This is a genomic window from Pseudomonas sp. TH49, assembly GCF_016650625.1.
Lineage (GTDB): Bacteria > Pseudomonadota > Gammaproteobacteria > Pseudomonadales > Pseudomonadaceae > Aquipseudomonas > Aquipseudomonas fluorescens_H.
Window position 1 is genome coordinate 1,368,802 of the sequence record NZ_JAEKFL010000001.1, and the last position, 20,198, is coordinate 1,388,999.

Here is a 20,198-nt window from a genome sequence, read left to right on the forward strand (position 1 = left end):
ACTCTTCTAGAAGCGGAAAGTGAGGTCGACGAGCAGACGCAGATCGGTTTCCCGATCGCCGTCGTAGGGCCGGTTGATCACACTGAACAAGCCGCCCACCTCGAACACGTCGTTCCAGGCATAACGCTGGCCATAACCGAGCATCGCCATGCCGCCAGTACCGTAATCACGCTGGCTGTAGGTGCCCGCACCGGCCTGGAACTGCTGGCTCCAGGAGGTTTCGTAGCGGTGGTAGAGCACGTGATTGACGTTGACCGTCGGCATGACGCTGAAGTCCGACTTCGGGTTGAAGTACGGCACATCCTCGGAATTGGAGTTGTGGCTGGTGCCGACCTCCAGACCGGCATCGACCTGTATGTTCGGCGCGCTGTAGACGCCCTCGCGCCCGGTGAGCAGGGCCTCGACGCGGTTGTTGCCGTCGCTGAAGTGCGACGGGCTGACCGACAGTTTCCACTCGCGGCTTTCGTTGGCGCGCCAGCGGATGAACGCGTTGCCGCCGTTGGCCTTGATATCGCTGTTCAACGCACGCAACGGCGTCTCGGCCGACAGATAGGAGAAGCTGCCGCCGTACTGCCAGTTGTCGTTGATGTCACGGGCAATCGCCACGCGCGCGCCTTGCTTGTCGCCATAGCCGTAGTCGTGGTTGGAGACTTCGGCTTCCAGGGTCATGTCGCGGGTACGCCGCTCCAGACCCACGCGCTGGAAGCGGTCGGTGCCGGTGCCTTCGGCAAAATCACCAGTGGCATAACCGGCACCCACGAACACGCGCCAGTCTTCATCGATCGGCGGGCTGTACAGCGTGCTCTGGATACCGAAATCACGACTGCCGCTGACCGCCCCGGCGCCGCTGCTGCCGCCGCCATTGGCCTTGCCGCCGTAGGCTTCGACGCGCAGTTCGGACATGTCATGCACTTCACGCTCACGCTCGGCGCGCTGCACCTGGCGATTGTCAGGGAAACGCTCGACGAGGTCGTCGGTCAGCGCATCCATTTGCCGCCATTCCTGCAGGGTCATCGCGGTGCGCGCCTGAGCGAGTTCCAGGCTCATGTCGCGCGGCACCATGCTCTCGACTTCCTTGAGCTGACTCTCGGCGCGGCGCGGCCAGTCACGGGCCAGATACAGATCCGCCTGGGCCACGCGCAAGCCGACGTTGCCCGGCGCCTGGTCGACCAGGGTCTGCAGGCCTTCCTCGCCGTGAGGCAGGTCGGCGCCGTACGTCCCGGCCTGCGCGGCCAGTTGCTGAGCATCCATCCACTCGTCGTTGGGGTTGCCGATTGGCAGACCCTTGAGTTCGACCCGTGGCTTCTCTGACTTGGCCAGATCATCCGCAACCTTGCGGGCCTCCTCGGGGTGATCACTTTCCAGCAGCGAGTAATACAGGGCGGTGGTGTCTTCCAGACGATCCCCCGGATCGGCGTCAGGTGCCGCCAGCACCTGACGGTACAGATCGGTGGAGATTTCCGGCTGGCGCTGATCCAGATACGACGCCGCGACCCAACGCAAGGCGTAGGTCGGAACCTTCACGCCTTCGGCTTGCAGCTTCTGGTATTCGCTGATGACTTCAGCGGTTCGCGTCCGCGCCTTGAGGGCGCCCATGCGGTCGATGCGCCAGCGAACCACGTCGTCGTGGGAACTGGCGTCGGGGGTCCAAGTGGCGAGCAGCTTGTCGTAGTCGGCCAGCGCGCGGTCGGCGATGACATAGCGCTCTTTTTCGCTGCGGGTGGCGAACTCGGCGAGGCGCACACGCTCGGCGGCCAGGTCGCCTTCGAGGCGGCGCAGGGTTACCGGGTCGATCAGGCCCGGACGCTGGTTGGCCAGACGCAGTGCCGGCTCCGGCAGACGCGCCTTTTGCAGGGCGACCACATACTCACGGGCAACGTCCGGTTTGCTGCCGGCGCGGATGAACGCCTGATCATATTCAAACAGGGCATCGTATTGCTTGCCGGCGCGGGTCAGGGCATAGCCCAGCGCCAGGCGACGAGTCGGATCATCGGGTTTGGCGGCGACCAGCGCTTTGGCGCGGGCGACGGCTTCGTCGGGTTTGCCCGAGTCGGCCTGGGTCAGCGCCAGCCCCAGTTGCAGATCAGCGTTGCTCGGCTCCAGCGCCAGGGCTTTGTTGTAGACCTGGATTGCCTGATCCCAACGCTTGAGGTTGCGATAGGCACGGGCCGTGGCGGTCAGTGCCTGCACCGGCAGCGCACGGTCGCGACCCTGGGTCTCATAGACCTGCACCACTTCGGCATCAAGGCCCGCCCAACTGGCGATCTGCAGGTGATCGCTGATCTGGCCGGTGGTCGATTGCCCGGGTGGCACCTGACGCAGCACATTCAGCGCAGGCGTGGTCTGCCCGGCACGGGCATCACGCACCATCTGATCATAGGGCGTATCGGCAAACGCCAGTGCCGGCCAGAGCAACTGGCTGCACAGCGCGACACGAAACAACGGGCGTAAACCACGATGTAGAACAGGCACATCAATACGCGGCATTCGTCAGCATCCTTACATGGCCAGCCGGGTCGCAATGCCCCCTTGCCCATTAGTAACGGCGGCCGAGTCGAGAGCACTCGGCCAAGCTTAGTCAGGCAGTCTTGCATGCAAGCGTAGACCAATATTCAGAACACAATAATTGTTCAGATTCGTGACGCAGCGTCTGCCCCCAACCTGAGCAAAGCCTGATGCCAGACAGCAAAACGCCCGGCGTCTGCATTGCGCAGAGGCCGGGCGTCGCTTTTGGAACGCGCGGGTGTTACTGGATCTGAACCCCGGCGAATTTGCTCATCAGGAAGCCGACGAACTGTTCCACGGTCATCTTCTGGCCGTTGAACTCCACCTGGTTGGCGGCGTAGTGCAGTTTGGTCACCACATTGGTGCCGTCGAGAGTCGCCAACTGCGAACCGACTGCCATGCCGGCAAACATGTCGGCGCCGGCGCTGGCCTGATCGACAATGGCTTTGGCATCGGTCTGGCCATCGACTTGCGCCTGCACGCTGAGCAGATCGACCAGCATCGGCTTGGACACCTGCACATTGAGGTCGAGCAGTGCGATCAACTGTTTGACCAGTTGGTCCGGCGGCATGTCCATCGAGGCCGGTTTGGTCAGGTCGATCACCAGATTGGCGCGGCTTTCACCGTTGGCGGTTTTCAGCGACAGGTTTTCCAGGGCCAGTTGCGGGCCGGCGGCCAGCAGTTTTTGCAGATCGGATTTGACTTGCGCGTTTTCCGCCTCGGTCAGATTCAGCTCCGGAGCTGGCAGGCCAGCGGCAGCGGCATCAGCAGCAGCCTTCTCGTAAGGCTGCAGTTTGGTCTGATAGATCTGCATCAACGACAGGGTCGACGGGATGTCGAGGTTCTTCAGGCTCATGGCCAGTTGCGCCGAACCGATCTTTTTGTCGTTCAGCGACACTTCACCGATCTGGTAATCCGCACGGCCGGAGGCGTTGCTGCCGTTCTCTTCGGTGAGGTTCTTCATTTCGAAGTTCTTCACGCCAAGCACCGACTGTTTGGCACCGAAAGTGGTTTTGCTGCTGGTCAGCTCCAGGGTGTTTTCCCCGGTGTAGTAGCCGTAGCTGCTCTTGGTCAGGTTGCTGGCCAGGGTCAGACCGTTGAGTTCGACCTGCACCGGCGCCTGATCCTGGGCCACGGTGACCAGTTTCAGATTGTCCATGTAGCCGTCAGCCTTGACCTTCTGCGCCTGGGCACTGGCGGAGATGTTCATGGTCAGGCCGGAGAATTTCAGGCTCGATTGCTCGTCCAGCGCGGTTTCCAGTGGCAGCAACTCAAGGCTGCTGGTAGTGGATTCGTCGTAGCCGATGTTGGTCACGCCCTTGAGCGGCGCGGCGCCTTTGGTGGCGGCAAACCATTTTTCGGTGGCCGGGCTCTTTTCCAGCTCGTAATTGCTGGTGGCCATGACCGGCAGCCACTTCAGCGATACCAGACGCGAGAACGGCAGCGGGCCGTGTTCGATATGGTCGACGAACAGCAGCTCGACCGGCTTGTCACCGAACATCTCGCCCTCGCCCTTGAGGCGGTAGTGCGCGGTGCTGGTGAAGGTGTGACGCTCCAGCGACACCAGCTCCAGCGATGCAGTGCCATTGGAGCCGGCCATCGCGGTCTGCAGCTCTTTATTGGCGTTGGTGACGGCGTTGTTCAGCACGCCTTCGATCTTGGTTCCGGTGTACCAGGCCCCGCCGGCGCTGATGGCACCGATGGCTACAACAATCCCGAGAAGCACGCCTGCTGATTTATTCATGAATGACCTGATCAATGTCCGTGGCTGAAAGTGTGGTCGTCTTCCCTGAACCCGTGACCGGGTCGCGGCTCGACTCCGCTGAAATTAGCGGTGGAGATTAGCACTGGCAGCGCGAGGCGGCCCAATGTTTAAAGGTTAAAGAGTGTCTATGGGGAGTGTGGACAGCTGACAGGCGGGGAGAGTTGCAGTGTTTTTGAGGACGCTATCGCGAGCAGGCTCACTCCTACAATTGAAATGCGTTCCCCTGTAGGAGTGAGCCTGCTCGCGATAGGGCCACCGGATTCGCAGAAAATCAGGAATACTGGACCTCAATCTCATCGAGTTGATGATCAAAGCTCTTCAATCGCGCCGTCCACGTATACACCAGCACTTCGAAATCCCGATCGATCACCGCTGCGCCCGGTCCCTCGGCGCGCGGGTCGCAGAAATCCAGTTGATAACGCTCCCGGGCCATGGCCGTGGCGACATCCGACAGTTCGCGGGCATTGTTGAGCCAGTGCCAGCCTTCATCGGCAATCTGCTTGTCGAGTTCAAGGCACTGTTTTTTCAAGGCTTCGAGGCTTTTTTCCAGCGGGGTGCCGGTGAGCTCGCCCATGACTTCGGCGAAAGTACGTCCAGGTTGCCAGTAACTGCCCCAGAAGTAGCGATCGAATACGGTTTCGACCCGACGCAGAGCGACTTTGGTGTCCCAGATCAGCACCAGGGTCTTGCCTTGTTCAAGCTGTCTTTTCTTGACTCGCTGCACCTGGACCGAGGCCCACGCCACGACGACGATTGCCATCACCGCGATCAACGCCGTGGCGCTGTCGAGGAAGACCATGGCCTTATCGATCTGATGGGCCAGCATGATGCCGTAGAAATAGGTGGCCGACAGCAGCACCAGCGCTACCAGGGCGCACCAGAAGCCGAGAGCGTAAGGGTTTTTCATTATTGGTTTCCCCTAGACCAGCGCTAGCAATGTGCGCTGGAAGGGCGCCGTGCTCAGGGCACCCTTCCAACACTTCAAAGCATAGCAACGGCTTCAGGGTTTGCTGGCGCTTGAGGCTTGCGTTCGTCCGCTTTCCCAACCGCCGCCCAGCGCGAGGAACAAATCGATCTGGCTCATGGCAACCTGGGTGTTGGCGGCGGCCAGTTGCGCAGTAACGTCGGTGTAGGTGCGGGTCGCTTGCAGGTCGGCGAGGAACGACTCGCGCCCGGCCTGGAAGAAGCGGTGCGTCTGGTCGGCGGCGAGTTTCGCCGACTGTTCCGCATCGGCCAGCGCATCGCGGCGTTGCAGCAGCGCGGTGTACTGCGCCAGGCCGGTCTGGGTTTCGCGGATGGCGTTGAGCACCACGCCATCGAAGTGCGCCAGCGCACCCTGGGTATTGGCTTCCGCCTCGCGAATACGGGCGCGGGCGCCGTTGGTCGGGACCTTCCAGCTCAACGACGGGCCGAAGCCCCAGCGGTTGGTCGACGGATCGCCAAGGTCGGAAATAATACCGACAGTGCCGATGGTCGCGCCGATGCTGATGTCCGGGTACAGCTCGCCAGTGGCGATGCCGATCCCGGCGGTCGCGGCGGCGAGGCGACGTTCGGCCTGACGCACATCAGGCCGACGCTTGAGCAGCGCCGCACCGTCGCCGACCGGCACCAGTTGGGCGATTTTCGGCAGTTCGGCGCAGGTGGCGGTGCCGGCAGGCAACTGATCGACCGGTTTCGCCAGCAACATCGACAGGCGGAACAGCCCGGCCTGACGCGCCGCTTCATAGCGCGGCATGTCGGCGCGCAACGACTTGAATTGGGTTTGCGAACGGGTGACCTGGGTTTCATCGCCACGCCCGGCATCGCGCAGGCGCTGGATCAGGGTCGTGCCTTGCGACTGCAGGTCGAGAGAGTGTTGAGCGATCTCCCGCTCTTCATTGGCGGCACACACCTGGGTGTAGGCGCGAACCACGTCCGCTACCAGAGTGATGCGCGCGGTGTCGGCGGCGGCCTGGGTCGCATCGGCGTTGGCCTTGGCGGCTTCGATCCCGCGCTGCAACGTGCCCCACAGGTCGAACTGGTAAGAGGCGCTGATGCCGATATCGCCGACGTTGGCCACCGGCACCTTTTCCGTCAGCAGGTAGGCCTGACCGGACTCCTGCAAGCGCTGCGCGCCCATCTTCACCCCGGCACTCCAGCCGCCCGCCGCTTCGGCCTCATCGACCTGGGCCCGCGCCCGCGACAGGTTCGCCGCCGCCACGCGCAAGTCGGTATTCGACGCCATGGCCTGCTGCACCAGTTGGTCCAGACGCGGGTCCTGATACAGCCGCCACCAGTCGGCGGGCACCGGCGCTGACACCACCGGTTTGCCCTCCACCGCCAGTTCGCCCTGAAAATCCTTGCGCTGCACCGCCGCGTCAGCGGGCAGGTGATAGTCCGGCCCGACCATCTGACAGGCCGAGAGCATCACGCCCAACCCGGCGATCATCAGGGCCTTGTTCATTGCGCGGGCTCCTGTTTGTGGTCGTCGCGTGGCTGATCGTCGATGATCGACACGGTAGCGGTCCGCCCGGCGATCATGCGGAAATCTTCCGGCACTTCGTCAAAGGCGATGCGCACCGGAATCCGCTGCGCCAGCCGTACCCAGCTGAACGCCGGGTTGACGTTGGGCAGCAGGTTGTTGCCGCTGGTGCGGTCGCGGTCTTCGATACCGGCGACGATGCTTTCGACATGCCCGCGCAGCTTGGCCTTGTCACCGATCACACGGATGTCCACCGACTGCCCGACATGAATGCCGTCGAGTTTGGTTTCCTCGAAATAGCCGTCGATGTGGAACGAATTGCTGTCGACCACCGACAGTACCGGGCGCCCGGCGGTGACGAACTCCTGCACACGCGGCGCGCGGTCGTTGACGTAGCCGTCCACCGGGCTGCGGATCACCGAACGGTCGAGGTTGAGTTGGGCGCTGTCCACCGTCACCAGCGCTTCGGCCAGCGCCGATTGCGCACGGGCAACTTTTGACAGGCTTTCTTCCAGCTGTTCGGCCGGCACCAGATTGCCCAGCCCACGGTTACGCTTGGCTTCACGCTGCGCCTGGGCCAGGGTTTCTTCGCGATCGGCAACCGCCGCCTTCGCCTGACGCAAGGCCAGTTTGAAGCGGTCCTGATCGATGCTGAACAGCACCTGGCCGCGTTTGATCAACTGGTTGTCCTTGACCTCGACCTGCTGGATCAGCCCGGACACGTCCGGGGCGATCTGGATGATGTCGGCGCGGATGTGGCCGTCACGGGTCCACGGCGCGAACATGTAATACATCACCATGCGCCAGACGAGGACAACGGCAAAAGTCACGATCAGCAGGGTCAGTACCACGCGACCGATAGTCAGAAACGGTTTTTTCATGTCATCAGGTATCGACTGAGTGAGTCCACGCCGTACAGCATCACGGCGTAGAGGGCCACGTTGAACAATGCCCGGTGCCAGACCAGACGGTAAAAGTGCAGGCGCGTGAGCACGCCATGCACCAGCAAAAACAACACATAGGTGATGCCCATCAACACCAGCAGGGTCGGCAGGAAAATCCCGCTGATATCCAGATCACCGATCATAGGGGCGCTCCATCGGGCAGCGGTTCTTCGGCATCGCTCGTGCTGACGAATTCCACGCCGGGCAGCAGCGCCAGGCGCAAACCGCTCAGGGCATGCAACAGGTTTAGTCGGGTTTCTTCGTCGCCGTGGCCTTTGAGGGCGCGACGCGCACGGTCCATGGTCATCAGTAGCGGGCTCGGTGCCGGCAAGCGTTCACCGGCCTTGAGGCAGGCGCGGAAATATTCGCCGACCTCAGCCACCACTTGTTGCAGCAGGGCATTCGGCGCGCCTTCCACCCGTGGGGTGTAGGCCAGCAGATCGAGCAGGTTGAGGCCGACGCGCACTTCACGCATGGCGATGCCGGTGTCCTGACCGGTCATGGCCAGACGCGGCAGGTGCTGCATCAAACGGTCGAGCAACTGCACGCCCAGTTGCCGGTGCTCGGCGAGGTTCGCCGGCTCGGTCATGCGCACGATGTCCTTCCAGCTGAAACGGGTCAGACGTTTGGCCGCCAGTTCGACACCGAACGGGCGGGTGACCAACGTCCAGATGAACGCGAACAACAGGCCCATCGGCCCGGCCAGATTGGAATTCACGAAGGCAAAAAAGTCCGCGTCGTACGCGCCCTGAATGCTGATGAACGACGAGGTGTTGACCAGTGTCAGGAGCATGCCGAGATAGAACCGTGGCTGCACCGTCAGGGTGCCGACACAGATGAACGGAATCGCAAACGCCAGCACCAGCATCGGAAAATCGTGCAGGTTCGGCAGAATCAGAAACAGGTAGAGACTGGCGAACAGTACCGACATCCCGGTCCAGAAAAAGAACCGGTAGATCTGCGGCGCCGGGTCGTCCATCGAGGCAAAGAAACTGCACGCTACCGCCGCCAGAATCACCGCGCTGCCACCGTCCGGCCAGCCGAGCAGAATCCACAGCACCGAAGCGACGATGATCGCCAGAATGGTCGAGGCCACCGAATACAGCATCATCCCGCGGTCAAGAAACGGCGTCAGCCGCCCGAGGCGCCAGTGCCGGTACACCGCACGCCAGCTGTCCTGGCGCTCGCAGAGAATCGCGTCCTGCAGACTGCGGCAGTCCTGCCACAGATCGATGAATTCGCCGAGGCGATAAATCGCGTTGGAGAACAGCAATTGCTTGCGATCGTCCAGCGCCTCGCAGCTTGGTTGCAGGGCCTGGAGTTGATCCTTGAGCGCCTGCCAGCGGTCCAGATCGGCGTCTTTGTGACCGAGCCATTCCTGGGTCGCGGTCAGCAGTGGGGCAAACTTTTCCACCAGTTCCGGCGTGCGCCGTTCAAGCGCGTAGAGCGAATCTTCCAGAGCGTCGATCACCGGCAACAGGTGGATCATCCGCCCGCGCAGCTCCTTGGTGTTGCGCACGGTTTGCGGCCGGGCGCCTTCATGCGGCAACTGGCCGATCATCAATTCGAGGCTGTTGAAATTGGCGACCATGGCCATGCGCAGCGCGGCGATCTGCTCAGGCTGCACGTCGCGGCTGAGAAACTTCAGGCTGTAGGTGGTGGCGTCAGCGAACCACTTGCCCACCGCGTCGTTGAACACCGGCGCCAGACGCCGTGGCCAGAACATCGCACCGATCACCGCCGCCACGGCGATACCGAGAAAAATCTCTTCGGTCCGCGCTTCCGCCACGTCCCACACCGCCAACGGGTTATCCACAGTCGGCAAGGCAATCAGCGGCAGGGTGTAACCGGCGAGCATCAATGCGTAGTTATTGGCCGTGCGCAGGTGCAGCGACAGGAACAACAGGATCCCCGTCCACAGCGCGATGACCACCACCAGCACGTACGGACTCTGCACGAACATCGGCACGAACAGCACCGCCGCCGCCGCTCCGAGAAAGGTGCCGATGGCGCGGTACAGCGCCTTGGAACTGGTCGGGCCGAGGAACGGGCTGGAGACGATATACACCGTGGCCATCGCCCAATACGGACGCGGCATTTGCATGAGCAAGGCGATGTACAGCGCAATCATCGACGCTGCAAAGGTGCGGACCCCGTAGAACCAGTCCCGGGCCGGAGGAATGCCGGAGAAAAAACCGTTCAAGAATTGATCACCACAGGCGGATGGGCCGCCTCAAAAGCTCGCAGTACCCGAAGCGTAGCCTCCAGATCGCTCTGGTCGATGCCTTCGAGCACTTCATGACGCAGACGTACCAGTTCACTTTCCACCGCTTGCACCAGCTCACGGCCGGTGTCGGTCAGGCTCAGGCACTTGGCCCGACGATCCTGTGCATCTTCGGTGCGGCAGACATAGCCGGCGTGGCACAACTGATCGAGCAGGCGCACCAGCGACGGACTCTCCATCCCGGCCGCCTGCGCCACCTGCACCTGACGCACGCCCTCGCCCAACCGCCCGATCATCAGCAACGGCACGGCGCAGGCTTCGGAGATGCCATAGTTGACCAGCGTGGTCTGGCAGATCTTCCGCCAATGCCTGGCGGCCACCACCATGGCACTGCTGATGTTCATCTGGAGAGCGTCGAGGGAATTCGGCACGGGAAAATGCACACTGTTAGTTTGCTAACTATCAATATCGCATTGGCGGGGAATTTCAGTCAAGTTTTGAAACAAATCTTCTCGGCAGAGAATTTCTATAGTTCATCCAGCTCGATGGCTACCCCTACTTCGTTCCTGCGCGAATATGTGATTGACACCAAATCGAAATCATCCAGCTTATTCAGGATCGCTTCATAAATTTCTGGCGAAATCAGCACAGCCACTGTTGTGTCGTGCTTCCGAAACTCGACAGGCCCGTTGGAGATGCTTTCGATCACTGCCTCAATACAGTCCCCAAGCGCGTCAACATCAATTGTTCTGACTGGCAAAAATGATTGCATCGACGGCTCCGGATTGTTGAATTGGCAAGCTACTCCAACATCGATAGGGATCCTGCGGACATTCTGTAATAAGGTTTTACTTCAGTCCTACAAAACCCGCCCCTTGCGCAACAACACATTCAACTGATCCACCACCTCCGCCCAATCCGCATCATCAAGAATCTCGCCGCGCAAAAAATCCGCCTGGCTCTCGCTCCAGAAAAACGCGTCTGCGAGGTGCAACTCGGGTTTGAGTGGTGAATGGGTGGCGATGAATTGGTCGATGCTGGTCGGGTCGCTGCTCAGGCCGAGTTGGTCGAACAGGGATGGGAGGCTGTGGGTGGGCTGTTCCATGGAGGACTCCTTCAAGAATGCGGTGGATGGGCGATTATTCGCGAGCAAGCCCGCTCCCACAGGGGATTGCGGTCAACCTGTGGGAGCGGGCTTGCTCGCGAAGGCGTCAGTGGCCGCACCACAAAACCTAATGACTCAACTCCCGCACCTGCGCATGTGGCACCATTTTCAAAAACTCGGGCATGCTCATGTGCAGCAGGTAGTTGTGGTTGCCGGCTTCCAGGTAGATGTCTTTCTGCCGAGTCAGCAGCGGGTCGATGACCATGTCCAGGCCGTAGGAATCACCCAATGGCGGCACCGCGCCGCGTTCGCAGTCATCGAAAATATGCGCCAGATTGCTCTCGCGGGTGATCTGCCATTCACCGCTGCTGCGCACTTTGCTCAAATCCAGATGCCGGCTGGCGGGCAGCACGGCCATCAGGTAATGCCCGTGGTGGTCGTCGAGAATCACCGATTTGGCCACGCGCTCGGCGGGCACCCCGGAAACCCGCGCGGTTTCCAGGCTGCTGGCCGAGTGTCGGTGGGCCACGACGTCATATTCGCAGTGCGCCCGACTCAGGCTGCTCTGCACTTTTTTTGCCATACGCATGATGCACCTCGGTGTCACGCTGAACGTTGTACCTGTTCTGCTGAGTCTAGTTCGGCAAGCCACTGGCGAAGGGAAATCCGCTCACTGGACACATCTGCTCATTGATCAGAATTCATCCAGCGCCAGGCTCAACTAGACTCAAGGAACCAACCCATGACTCTCCCGGAGGGTCACGTGACCAGTCGATGTTGTACGTTTTTCCTGATGCTGCTGCTCAGCGGCTCGGCCCTCGCGGCTGACGTCCCGCTGACGGCGGTCAATCCGGTCGGCCTGTGGCTGATCACCCTCGGGATTGCCTTTCTGATTGCCGAAGCCGCGCTGCCCAACTACGGGGTAATCGGCCTGGGCGGGATCATCATGTTCGTCATCGGCGCGCTGATTCTGAGCAATGCCGATTTGCCGGTACCCATGATGATCGGGCTGGGCCTGATCAGCGCCTTGCTGTTGATCGCGCTGATCATCCGCGCCTTGAAAACCCGTCCGCGTCACGCCGTCAGCGGCGATGCCGGGCTGGTCGGCAGCGTGACGGCGGTGACCACCGTGCAAGCGGAAAACACGCACAACGGCTGGGTGCAATTGCAGGGTGAGCATTGGCAAGTGCAAAGCACAACACCGCTGCACACCGGGCAATCGGTGCGTGTGGTCGGGCGTAAGGGCTTATTGCTGAAAGTCGCCGCGACTGACGCGGCAGGACACGGAGAGTGATCATGGGTCTGCAAATCGGTTTCGTTGCACTGTTGCTGCTGGTCATTGCCCTCGCCGGGTCGACCTTTCGCATCCTGCGTGAGTACGAGCGCGGCGTGGTGTTCCAGCTCGGACGCTTCTGGCAGGTCAAGGGTCCGGGGCTGATCCTGCTGATTCCAGTGGTGCAGCAAATGGTCCGGGTCGACCTGCGCACCGTGGTGCTCGACGTGCCACCACAGGATGTGATCACCCGCGACAACGTCTCGGTGAAGGTCAATGCGGTGCTGTACTTCCGGGTGCTCGATCCGCAGAAGGCGATCATTCAGGTCGAAGATTTTCTTTCGGCCACCAGCCAACTGGCGCAGACCACCCTGCGCGCGGTGCTCGGCAAACATGAACTGGATGAGTTGCTGGCCGAGCGCGAGCAGTTGAACATCGACATCCAGCAGGTGCTCGACGCCCAGACTGACGCATGGGGCATCAAGGTTGCCAACGTCGAGATCAAGCACGTTGATCTGAATGAGTCGATGGTGCGCGCGATTGCCAAACAGGCCGAAGCCGAACGCGAACGCCGGGCCAAGGTGATTCACGCCGAAGGCGAACTGCAAGCCTCGGAAAAACTCATGCAGGCCGCCGAAATGCTTGGTCGTCAGCCCGGCGCCATGCAGCTGCGTTACATGCAGACCTTGAGTTCGATTGCCGGCGACAAGAGTTCGACCATTGTTTTTCCGCTGCCGATCGAGCTGCTCAAAGGGATGGCGGATCTGTCAGGCAAGTCCTGAGCATGCGCACACCAGCGATTATCCCCCCGGTTTATCGGCGCTTGGCGCCATCACGTACAAGCGTGCAAAAGCGCCGCCCGCATGCACATCGCTTTGCCGCTGCCAGCCTTCGGGCAACGCCGCAAAGTCAGTGGGTTCGTCCAGGGTGCCGATCAACCATACCCGAGCGCCAACCTTGGACAAATCGCCGAGTTGGTCGAGATAAACATCCTCGCTGACCAGCGTGCCGAACCCGTAGGCATTGGGCCGCGTGGAGCGTCCGTCCGCCGCCGGTGGCGTGTACAGGCGAACCTGCGCATCGGTGCGGTTGTAATAGATGTAACTGAGGTACCACATCATGTCGCTGGTAACGATCCGGTCACCCTCAACGAAGTGCCGGTTGACGTAGTCGACCACCACGCTGAACTGATCGTTGCTGTCGACCGTGGCGTTGTTCTTCACACCCACCAGTTCGACCCCAACGAACAACACCAGAATCGCCAGCGCCAGCACGCGAGAACCTGTGTACAGCCGATCGACCGCCAGCGCGACCAGCATCGGCAGCCCCAGCGCATAGGCCGTCACATAACGTTCGATGAACACCGGTGAGATGAACGACACGCCAAACACCAGCAGAATCGGCAACACGCTGTAGAACAGCAGCAGCAAGCTGCCGCGAAATACGCTGCGATCACGTAGCAGGGCAACCCCGATCACCGCCACCAGCGCCGATGGCAAGAGCAAAAACAGCCAACCCGGCAGGGTCATGCCATCGTCTTGAATCAGCAGCGACCAGACCATCGACGGCAGTGAGCTGAGGGTGACCGGATCTTCCCAGCCAATGTCATTACTGGCCTTGAGTTCCGGGATGTGTTGCAGCAGATCCAGCAGATTGGGCACCCACGGCAGGTACAGCAACGCAATGACCAGATTCGCCAGCCACCACGCCGGTCGCTGGATATGCCGCAGCCGATACCCCGGCTGCACGCGCACTGCCGCCAGGTACAGCCAGTGGCTGATCACGCAGAGCACGGTGAAGTAATGGGTATAAAACGCCGCCGTCATCAGCAGCGCGTACGCCACCAGGTAGCGATGCCGCCGAGGCTGCCGAACCCAATAGACCAACGCAATGGTCGCCGCGATCAGCCACATGCCGAGCAGCGAATACATGCGCACTTCCTGGCTGTAGCGCACGGCCGTGGGCAACAGCGCCAGCAGCAGCCCGGCCAGCAGCGCGGCGCGGCGGGTGGCGAGCAGATCCACCAGCCACACACCGAGACCGACGGTAATGATCCCCGGCAGCGCACTCATCAGGCGAATGGACAGGATGCCGTCGCCGAACAGCCCGATCCAGCCGTGCAGCAACAGGAAATACAACGGCGGGTGCACGTCGTGGGCTGCACGCCCCCAGATTTCAGTCAGCGAAAACTGGCTCAGCAGGACGCTGGAGCCCTCATCGAACCAGATCGCTGCCGCCGTCAGGTCGTAAAAACGCACCACCGCCGCCAGCAGCATGATCGGTAACAGCCAGTGTTCTCTGGCCCAACGAATCAAGCGCAAGGCAACCAGCCATGCCCCCGGGACCGCACGCGGATCCTGCGTGTCGCCAACCGGCGTTTCTCTGTGTGCCGCCATTGCATCCTCTTGCTGTGCCGGAATATCGCGAACGGAAGGCTCCGAACCTGACCGTCACTTTAGGTCAGCCACGGGAGGGCCGTCGATGGCGGTGTGCGGTTTCACGACATCCGGCACCCTGGACAATCCCAAACAGCCCTCGGCATTTTCAGTTCACGCCATCAGCGTTGCGCCATCTCCCCCGCCGGATAGACCGACTCCCAACCCCCGCCCAACGCCCGGTACAACCCGACCATCGCCAGCGAAACGCCGGTCGAACTCTCCACCCACTGCTCCTGCGTCGCCAGCAACGCACTTTGCACGGTGAGGACGTTGACGAAATCCACCGCGCCCTCGACGTATTGCTGCTGCGCGGTGCGCAGGGCGATCTGGTTCTGGCGTACAGCTTCGGCGAGGCTGTCGCGGCGACGCTGGCTGGCGTTGTAGGCGGTCAATTGATCGTCGATTTCATGCCAGGCGCGCAGCACGGTCTGCTGATAGGCGATGCCCGCTTCCTGTTGCTGGGCTTCGCGCAGTTGCAGCATGCCGCGCAGGCGTCCGCCGTCGAACAACGGCAGGCTGAATTGCGGGCCGATGCCGAATGCACGTGAACCCCAGGAACCGAAGTCGCTCAGTTGCATCGCTTGCGATTCGAGGTTGCCGGACAGGGTGATGCGCGGATAGAAGTCGCCCTTGGCCACGCCGATGTTGGCGGTGGCGGCGTGCAGGCGCGCTTCGGCCTGACGGATATCCGGACGGCGTTCGGCCAGCTGCGACGGCAGGCCGATGGCGACTTGCAGCGGTGACTGCGGCACCGCGCCGTCTGTGGATAACTCTTTGGCCAGGGCTTGCGGCGGCTCGCCCATCAGCAGGCTGATCGCGTTGATCAGTTGCGACTGACGCTGCTCAAGCGCCGGCAGGCGCGATTCGATGGCGGAGACCTGCGCGGCGGCTTCGGCGACGTCGAGATCGGTCGCCACACCATCGTTCAGGCGCAATTGCGAGAGCTTGAGGCTGTGCCGGGCAACATCGAGGTTCTGCTCGGTGACCGCGCGAGTGTTCTGCACGCCACGCAGCTGGATGTAGTTCTGCGCAGTGTCGGCGAGCACTGCCAGAAGCACACCGCGCCGGTCGTTTTCAGCGACTTCTAGGTTGGCATCGGCGGCTTCGGTTTCGCGGCGCACACGGCCCCAGAAATCCAGTTCCCAGGAAGCGGAGAAACCGGCGTCCCACAGGTTGAAGGCGGAATCGCCGTTGTGCCCGGACGGGTCGCTCAAGCCTTTGCCGCTATTGCGTTCGCGTGCGTAGCTGCCGGTGGCTGCCGTCGACGGATAGCGATCAGCGGTGATTACCTGACGCGCGGCGCGGCTCTGTTGCAGACGGCTGCTGGCCAGTTGCAGGTCGAGGTTGCTCTTGATTGCACGCTGGGTGAGGGCCGAGAGCTGCGGGTCGTGGAAAACCTCCCACCAGCGTTCGTTCAGGGGTTCGCTGACGGCTTGACTGGGGGCGGACTTGGCGGGTTTGGCCCAGTCGGTGATCTGTGCGGCTTCGGGCTTGTGGAAGTCGGGGCCGACGGTGCAGGCGCTGAGGCCAATAGCGAGCAATGCACCGAGGGTGAGTTGCTGCCACTGGCCTCTTCGCGAGCAAGCCCGCTCCCACATTGGGTAATGCGTTCCCCCGGTGGGAGCGGGCTTGCTCGCGAAGGCGTCAGTTCTATCAAAACTGTTCATCGCTGAGTCACCTCACGTTCCGCTGACGCCGAACGGCGAGTATCGATACTCGCCTCCACCGACATGCCCACACGCAAACGCTCGGCCAACGGCTGACCCGGTTCAAGCACGATCTTCACCGGAATCCGCTGCACGACCTTGGTGAAGTTACCCGTGGCGTTGTCCGGTTTCACCGCGGCGAATGTCACGCCAGTTGCCGGGGCGATGCTTTCGACGCGACCGCTCAAGGCCTCGCCACCAAGGCTGTCGACGCGCACCTGCACGTGCTGGCCCTGCTGCACGTCCGTCAGTTGGGTTTCTTGAAAATTGGCGACCACATACGCCTGCTTCAACGGCACCACCGCCAGCAGCTTGCTGCCCGGCGTGACATAAGCGCCGACGCGCACAGCACGCTCGCCGATCATGCCGTCCTGCGGCGCGGTGATCCGGGTGTAGGACAGCTCGAAACTGGCGATTTCCAGCGCCGCTTGCGCGTGCTTCAGATTGCCTTCGGCGGCATCGCGCTGCGCCGTGAGAATCTCGACCTGCTTGCGTTCAGCCGCGAGCTTCGCGCTGGCGGTATCGAGCCGAGCGCTCGCCTGATCTATACGCGTGCGGGCCTGTTGCGCGTTCTGCACCGTGCCGGCACCCACGCCAGCGAGGTGGTTGTAACGATTGAGCTCCTGCTGGGCGAACGCCATTTCTGCCTTGGCCGAGACCACCGAGGCCTGCGCCTGAGCAATCACCGACGTCTGCCGCTCCAGCGTGGCCTTGGCGTTTTGCAGTTGAGCGCGGGCGACCAGGGTTTGCGCATCGGCCGCTTCAGCGGCGGCGCGCAAATCGCGATCATCGATCAGCGCCAGCAACTGCCCGGCCTTGACCTGCTGGTTGTCTTCCACCAGCACTTCCTTGATGAATCCGGCCACACGCGGCACCACCAGGGTGAAGTCGGCGGAAACGAACGCATCGTTAGTGTTTTGCTGGGTCCGCTTGCCGAACAGTCCCGGCACCGCCAGGTACAGCAACACGCCGACAGCCAGTGCGGCCGCCACGGCCACCGCGAGTTTTTGCTTTGCTTGAGTCGTCATAAAAACCTTCGGTATCAGTGAAGCAGTCAGGTCGGCGCACGGGGCGGAAAGATCCGCGTCGGCAGCCAGAAAATCAGCAGGATCAGCGCCGCCGCGACGCCGGCCATGCACACATAGAGATCAGAGGAAGTCAGCACCACGGCCTGTTCGTGCAGGCGATGGGCGAGGCCCGGATCGCTGCGATCGGCCAACGGTGAATTGCCGAGGTTGTCGATCAACATGGTCGAGTGGAAATGCAGGCGCGCGGTGGTCAGCGCCTCAATGACTCCGGTGGCGATCACCGCCGCCAGACCTTTCACCGTGTTGAACCACGCCGAGGCAAACGGCCCGTCCTGCGGCTGGATGCTGCCGGTCGACAACATCAACAACGGCAGCACCGACATCGGCTGACCGAAAATCTGCAGCCATTGCAGGACGTAGAAATTGTCGCGGATCCACTCCGAGGTCAGCAGCGAGCCGCCCAGGCAAGACAGGGTCAACATGCTCAAACCGATGCCGAGCACCCAGCGGCAATCGACCCAGCGCAGGTTGCACAGCGCCGCCACCAGCGGCAGCGCGATCAGTTGCGGCAACGCGGCGATCAGCATGATCGGCGCGGTCTGCACCGGGCGATAACCCTGGACCTGCGCCAGATAGCTCGATGGAATCAGCACCACTGCCTGCAACACCACCAGCACCCCGGCCAGGGTCATCAGGGCGAACGCCAGGTTGCGGATGCCGAGCATCTGCAACTTGAAGAACGGAATCGGCTGCGACCACTCATTGATCAGAAACGCCACCAGCAACAGCGAGCCGGCGCCGAGCAAACCGCAGATCAGGCTCGACTCGAACCAGTCCAGCCGATTGCCTTGCAGCAAGCCGATCACCAACATGCAGATCGCCGGAAAACCCAGCAGCAGGCCTTTCCAGTTGAACGTCTTGAGGCGTTCCAGACGCAGCGGATCCTGCGGAATCCCCCAAGCGACCATCGCCATGGCGATCAGGCACGGCACGATGATTTGCCAGAACGTCCATTGCCAGCCGACGTACTCGCTCCACAGCCCGGCCAGCGGCGTGCCGAGGCCCGGGCCGAAAGTCGCCGTCAACGCATAACCGGCCAAACCATAGAGCTTGAAGTTGGCCGGCAGAAAACGCAGGGCGACGGTCATCAGCATCGGCGGCAACGCGCCGCCGGCCAGACCTTGCAGGGTGCGCATCAGCAGCAGGCTTTCGTAATTGGGGGCGAATGGGCACAGCACGCCGAGCAGGGTAAAGACGCTGATCATGCAGAGGGTGAAACGGCGCAGCGAAAAGGTCACCGAGCACCAAGGGGCGAATGCCATCGCGGCAACCGAGGTCGCGGTGTAGCAGGCAACCAGCCACGTGCCTTCGTCGTAACCGATGTGCAGCGCGCCACGGATGTCGGCCAGCGCGACCTTGGTCACCATCTCGTTGAGGCCCGAGACCAGCACCGCCAGCAGCACGCCGACCAGGCCCGTGATGATCCGCGCCCCGAATACCGGTGGCGCGGCCGCCGTCGCCGGACTGGCCGCAGCGAGGGGCGCCGGGACCGACAGGGATGTCATGGATTCAAACTCCGGAGAAAAAATACCGGAGCATTTTAGTAAGGCTTACTGCTGACGAAAATTGACTTATTGGCAGGTTATAAGTGCGCTCAGTGCAGCAATGAATATCCAATGTGGGAGCGGGCTTGCTCGCGAAAGCGGTGGGTCATTCACCCTATGCATTGCCTGGCACGACGCCTTCGGGAGCAAGCCCCCTCCTACATTGATTCGGTGTCAGGGCTGTGCGGCCAGCCAGGTTTCGTCGCAACACGCCTTGAGCGTTTCACGCAGCCAGCGGTGCGCCGGGTCCTTGTCGAAGCGCGGATGCCAGGCCTGGGTCAGCATCAGCGTCGGCAACGGAATCGGCAGATTGAACGAGCGCAGCTTCAGGCCTAATCGGCGCACGCTGAGCAACGCTTCCTTGGGCACCGGCAGGATCAGGTCGGAATCCGGCAAGGCAAACATCGCCGCGTGGAAACTCGGCGCGATCACCGCCACCCGCCGCTCCAGGCCCAGTGCATTCAGCGCGGTGTCGATGGGGCCGCGAGCAATGCCACGGCGCGACATGCTGATATGCGAGTAACCGGCATAACGCTCGGCGGTGATCTCGCCGTCGAGCAACGGATGATCTTCCCGCACCAGACCGACGAAATGCGTGGAAAACAGGTTCTGCACTTTGACCTCCGGGGACACCGGACGGGTGTTGCTGACACTCAGATCAATCCGTCCTTCGCGCAGCGCTTCGTCGTCACCATCGCCCTCGGGGACGAAGCGCAACTCGCAGTGCGGCGCCTGCTGGTCGAGGGTATCGAACAGCTTGCCGCCATACACACCGATGAAAAAGTCGTTGGCGCGGATGCTGAAGCGCCGGCGCAACGTGCCCAGATCCACGCTGTCGGCGGAGCGAAACAGCAGCGCCGCCTGCTCGACCACATCGCGCACTTGCTCGCGCAGTTCCAGCGCCTTGGGGGTTGGCACCAGGCCGCGACCGGCGCGCACCAGGATCGGATCGCCGATCGCCTCGCGGATTCGCGTCAGGGTGCGGCTCATGGCAGCGGGACTGAGGTTCATCCGCCGCGCGGCGCCAACCACACTGCCCTCGTCGAGCAAGGCGTCGAGGGCGACCAGAAGGTTCATGTCCGGGAGTTGCATGCAGAGCACTCGTGGCTGATCTGGATTGATCTGGGTGCAATGCTAGCAAACAT

18 protein-coding genes are annotated in these 20,198 nt (G+C 62.1%); 2 read left to right on the forward strand and 16 right to left on the reverse strand.

Annotated features, from left to right (window positions below):
• Positions 1-6: 6 nt before the first annotated feature.
• The 11 genes from pgaA to JFU48_RS06310 all read right to left on the reverse strand — a co-directional run bounded on the left by pgaA (position 7) and on the right by JFU48_RS06310 (position 11,593).
• Positions 7-2,487, reverse strand: a complete 2,481-nt coding sequence (gene pgaA / locus JFU48_RS06260) for a poly-beta-1,6 N-acetyl-D-glucosamine export porin PgaA (protein WP_201136097.1) — start codon at positions 2,485-2,487, stop codon at positions 7-9.
• Positions 2,488-2,746: 259 nt separating this feature from the next.
• Complete coding sequence (locus tag JFU48_RS06265) at positions 2,747-4,249, reverse strand: YdgA family protein (protein ID WP_103485247.1); 1,503 nt, start codon at positions 4,247-4,249, stop codon at positions 2,747-2,749.
• Between the two features lie 292 nt (positions 4,250-4,541).
• Positions 4,542-5,177 (reverse strand): hypothetical protein, encoded by a 636-nt coding sequence (locus JFU48_RS06270; RefSeq protein WP_003220482.1) that lies wholly within the window; start codon positions 5,175-5,177, stop codon positions 4,542-4,544.
• Between the two features lie 93 nt (positions 5,178-5,270).
• Positions 5,271-6,713 (reverse strand): efflux transporter outer membrane subunit, encoded by a 1,443-nt coding sequence (locus JFU48_RS06275; protein ID WP_003220479.1) that lies wholly within the window; start codon positions 6,711-6,713, stop codon positions 5,271-5,273.
• A complete protein-coding gene (locus JFU48_RS06280) occupies positions 6,710-7,612 on the reverse strand; it encodes an efflux RND transporter periplasmic adaptor subunit (RefSeq protein WP_003220477.1) in 903 nt (300 codons plus the stop codon). The genes JFU48_RS06275 and JFU48_RS06280 overlap by 4 nt, the downstream gene beginning before the upstream one ends.
• Positions 7,609-7,818 (reverse strand): DUF1656 domain-containing protein, encoded by a 210-nt coding sequence (locus tag JFU48_RS06285; RefSeq protein WP_098966584.1) that lies wholly within the window; start codon positions 7,816-7,818, stop codon positions 7,609-7,611. The genes JFU48_RS06280 and JFU48_RS06285 overlap by 4 nt, the downstream gene beginning before the upstream one ends.
• Entirely contained in the window at positions 7,815-9,878 is a 2,064-nt protein-coding gene (locus JFU48_RS06290; protein WP_201136098.1) for an FUSC family protein, read from the reverse strand. The genes JFU48_RS06285 and JFU48_RS06290 overlap by 4 nt, the downstream gene beginning before the upstream one ends.
• Entirely contained in the window at positions 9,875-10,303 is a 429-nt protein-coding gene (locus tag JFU48_RS06295; protein ID WP_045122246.1) for a MarR family winged helix-turn-helix transcriptional regulator, read from the reverse strand. The genes JFU48_RS06290 and JFU48_RS06295 overlap by 4 nt, the downstream gene beginning before the upstream one ends.
• A gap of 122 nt (positions 10,304-10,425) precedes the next feature.
• Entirely contained in the window at positions 10,426-10,671 is a 246-nt protein-coding gene (locus tag JFU48_RS06300) for a hypothetical protein (RefSeq protein ID WP_041070983.1), read from the reverse strand.
• 87 nt (positions 10,672-10,758) lie between these two features.
• A complete protein-coding gene (locus JFU48_RS06305) occupies positions 10,759-11,004 on the reverse strand; it encodes a DUF2789 domain-containing protein (RefSeq protein WP_201136099.1) in 246 nt (81 codons plus the stop codon).
• A gap of 127 nt (positions 11,005-11,131) precedes the next feature.
• Positions 11,132-11,593 (reverse strand): aminoacyl-tRNA deacylase, encoded by a 462-nt coding sequence (locus tag JFU48_RS06310; protein ID WP_003220467.1) that lies wholly within the window; start codon positions 11,591-11,593, stop codon positions 11,132-11,134.
• A 153-nt stretch (positions 11,594-11,746) separates the two neighbouring features.
• Here JFU48_RS06310 and JFU48_RS06315 point away from each other — a divergent pair, with 153 nt between their 5' ends.
• Both JFU48_RS06315 and JFU48_RS06320 read left to right on the forward strand, forming a co-directional pair.
• On the forward strand, positions 11,747-12,298 hold the full coding sequence (locus JFU48_RS06315; protein ID WP_003220465.1) for an NfeD family protein: 552 nt from the start codon (positions 11,747-11,749) through the stop codon (positions 12,296-12,298).
• A 2-nt stretch (positions 12,299-12,300) separates the two neighbouring features.
• Complete coding sequence (locus tag JFU48_RS06320) at positions 12,301-13,059, forward strand: slipin family protein (protein WP_003220464.1); 759 nt, start codon at positions 12,301-12,303, stop codon at positions 13,057-13,059.
• Between the two features lie 18 nt (positions 13,060-13,077).
• Here the strand turns inward: JFU48_RS06320 and JFU48_RS06325 are convergent, their stop codons facing one another.
• The 5 genes from JFU48_RS06325 to JFU48_RS06345 all read right to left on the reverse strand — a co-directional run bounded on the left by JFU48_RS06325 (position 13,078) and on the right by JFU48_RS06345 (position 20,145).
• A complete protein-coding gene (locus tag JFU48_RS06325) occupies positions 13,078-14,673 on the reverse strand; it encodes a glycosyltransferase family 39 protein (RefSeq protein ID WP_201136100.1) in 1,596 nt (531 codons plus the stop codon).
• Positions 14,674-14,834: 161 nt separating this feature from the next.
• Positions 14,835-16,313: an efflux transporter outer membrane subunit gene (locus JFU48_RS06330; RefSeq protein ID WP_446739765.1), complete on the reverse strand. Its 1,479-nt coding sequence runs from the start codon at positions 16,311-16,313 to the stop codon at positions 14,835-14,837.
• A gap of 65 nt (positions 16,314-16,378) precedes the next feature.
• A complete protein-coding gene (locus tag JFU48_RS06335) occupies positions 16,379-17,449 on the reverse strand; it encodes an HlyD family secretion protein (RefSeq protein ID WP_201136102.1) in 1,071 nt (356 codons plus the stop codon).
• A 26-nt stretch (positions 17,450-17,475) separates the two neighbouring features.
• A complete protein-coding gene (locus JFU48_RS06340) occupies positions 17,476-19,014 on the reverse strand; it encodes an MFS transporter (protein ID WP_201136103.1) in 1,539 nt (512 codons plus the stop codon).
• A 213-nt stretch (positions 19,015-19,227) separates the two neighbouring features.
• Positions 19,228-20,145: a LysR family transcriptional regulator gene (locus JFU48_RS06345; protein WP_103486188.1), complete on the reverse strand. Its 918-nt coding sequence runs from the start codon at positions 20,143-20,145 to the stop codon at positions 19,228-19,230.
• Positions 20,146-20,198 lie beyond the last annotated feature (53 nt).

Excerpts from the sequence above, each read along its gene's own strand:
- JFU48_RS06295 (WP_045122246.1), bottom strand. The coding sequence starts at position 10,303 with ATGAACATCAGCAGTGCCATGGTGGTGGCCGCCAGGCATTGGCGGAAG.
- JFU48_RS06280 (WP_003220477.1), bottom strand. The coding sequence starts at position 7,612 with ATGAAAAAACCGTTTCTGACTATCGGTCGCGTGGTACTGACCCTGCTG.
- JFU48_RS06265 (WP_103485247.1), bottom strand. The coding sequence starts at position 4,249 with ATGAATAAATCAGCAGGCGTGCTTCTCGGGATTGTTGTAGCCATCGGT.
- pgaA (WP_201136097.1), bottom strand. The coding sequence starts at position 2,487 with ATGCCGCGTATTGATGTGCCTGTTCTACATCGTGGTTTACGCCCGTTG.
- JFU48_RS06335 (WP_201136102.1), bottom strand. The coding sequence starts at position 17,449 with ATGACGACTCAAGCAAAGCAAAAACTCGCGGTGGCCGTGGCGGCCGCA.
- JFU48_RS06310 (WP_003220467.1), bottom strand. The coding sequence starts at position 11,593 with ATGCGTATGGCAAAAAAAGTGCAGAGCAGCCTGAGTCGGGCGCACTGC.
- JFU48_RS06300 (WP_041070983.1), bottom strand. The coding sequence starts at position 10,671 with ATGCAATCATTTTTGCCAGTCAGAACAATTGATGTTGACGCGCTTGGG.
- JFU48_RS06330 (WP_446739765.1), bottom strand. The coding sequence starts at position 16,313 with ATGTGGGAGCGGGCTTGCTCGCGAAGAGGCCAGTGGCAGCAACTCACC.
- JFU48_RS06270 (WP_003220482.1), bottom strand. The coding sequence starts at position 5,177 with ATGAAAAACCCTTACGCTCTCGGCTTCTGGTGCGCCCTGGTAGCGCTG.
- JFU48_RS06345 (WP_103486188.1), bottom strand. The coding sequence starts at position 20,145 with ATGCAACTCCCGGACATGAACCTTCTGGTCGCCCTCGACGCCTTGCTC.
- JFU48_RS06305 (WP_201136099.1), bottom strand. The coding sequence starts at position 11,004 with ATGGAACAGCCCACCCACAGCCTCCCATCCCTGTTCGACCAACTCGGC.
- JFU48_RS06315 (WP_003220465.1), top strand. The coding sequence starts at position 11,747 with ATGACTCTCCCGGAGGGTCACGTGACCAGTCGATGTTGTACGTTTTTC.
- JFU48_RS06325 (WP_201136100.1), bottom strand. The coding sequence starts at position 14,673 with ATGGCGGCACACAGAGAAACGCCGGTTGGCGACACGCAGGATCCGCGT.
- JFU48_RS06275 (WP_003220479.1), bottom strand. The coding sequence starts at position 6,713 with ATGAACAAGGCCCTGATGATCGCCGGGTTGGGCGTGATGCTCTCGGCC.
- JFU48_RS06340 (WP_201136103.1), bottom strand. The coding sequence starts at position 19,014 with ATGACATCCCTGTCGGTCCCGGCGCCCCTCGCTGCGGCCAGTCCGGCG.
- JFU48_RS06285 (WP_098966584.1), bottom strand. The coding sequence starts at position 7,818 with ATGATCGGTGATCTGGATATCAGCGGGATTTTCCTGCCGACCCTGCTG.
- JFU48_RS06320 (WP_003220464.1), top strand. The coding sequence starts at position 12,301 with ATGGGTCTGCAAATCGGTTTCGTTGCACTGTTGCTGCTGGTCATTGCC.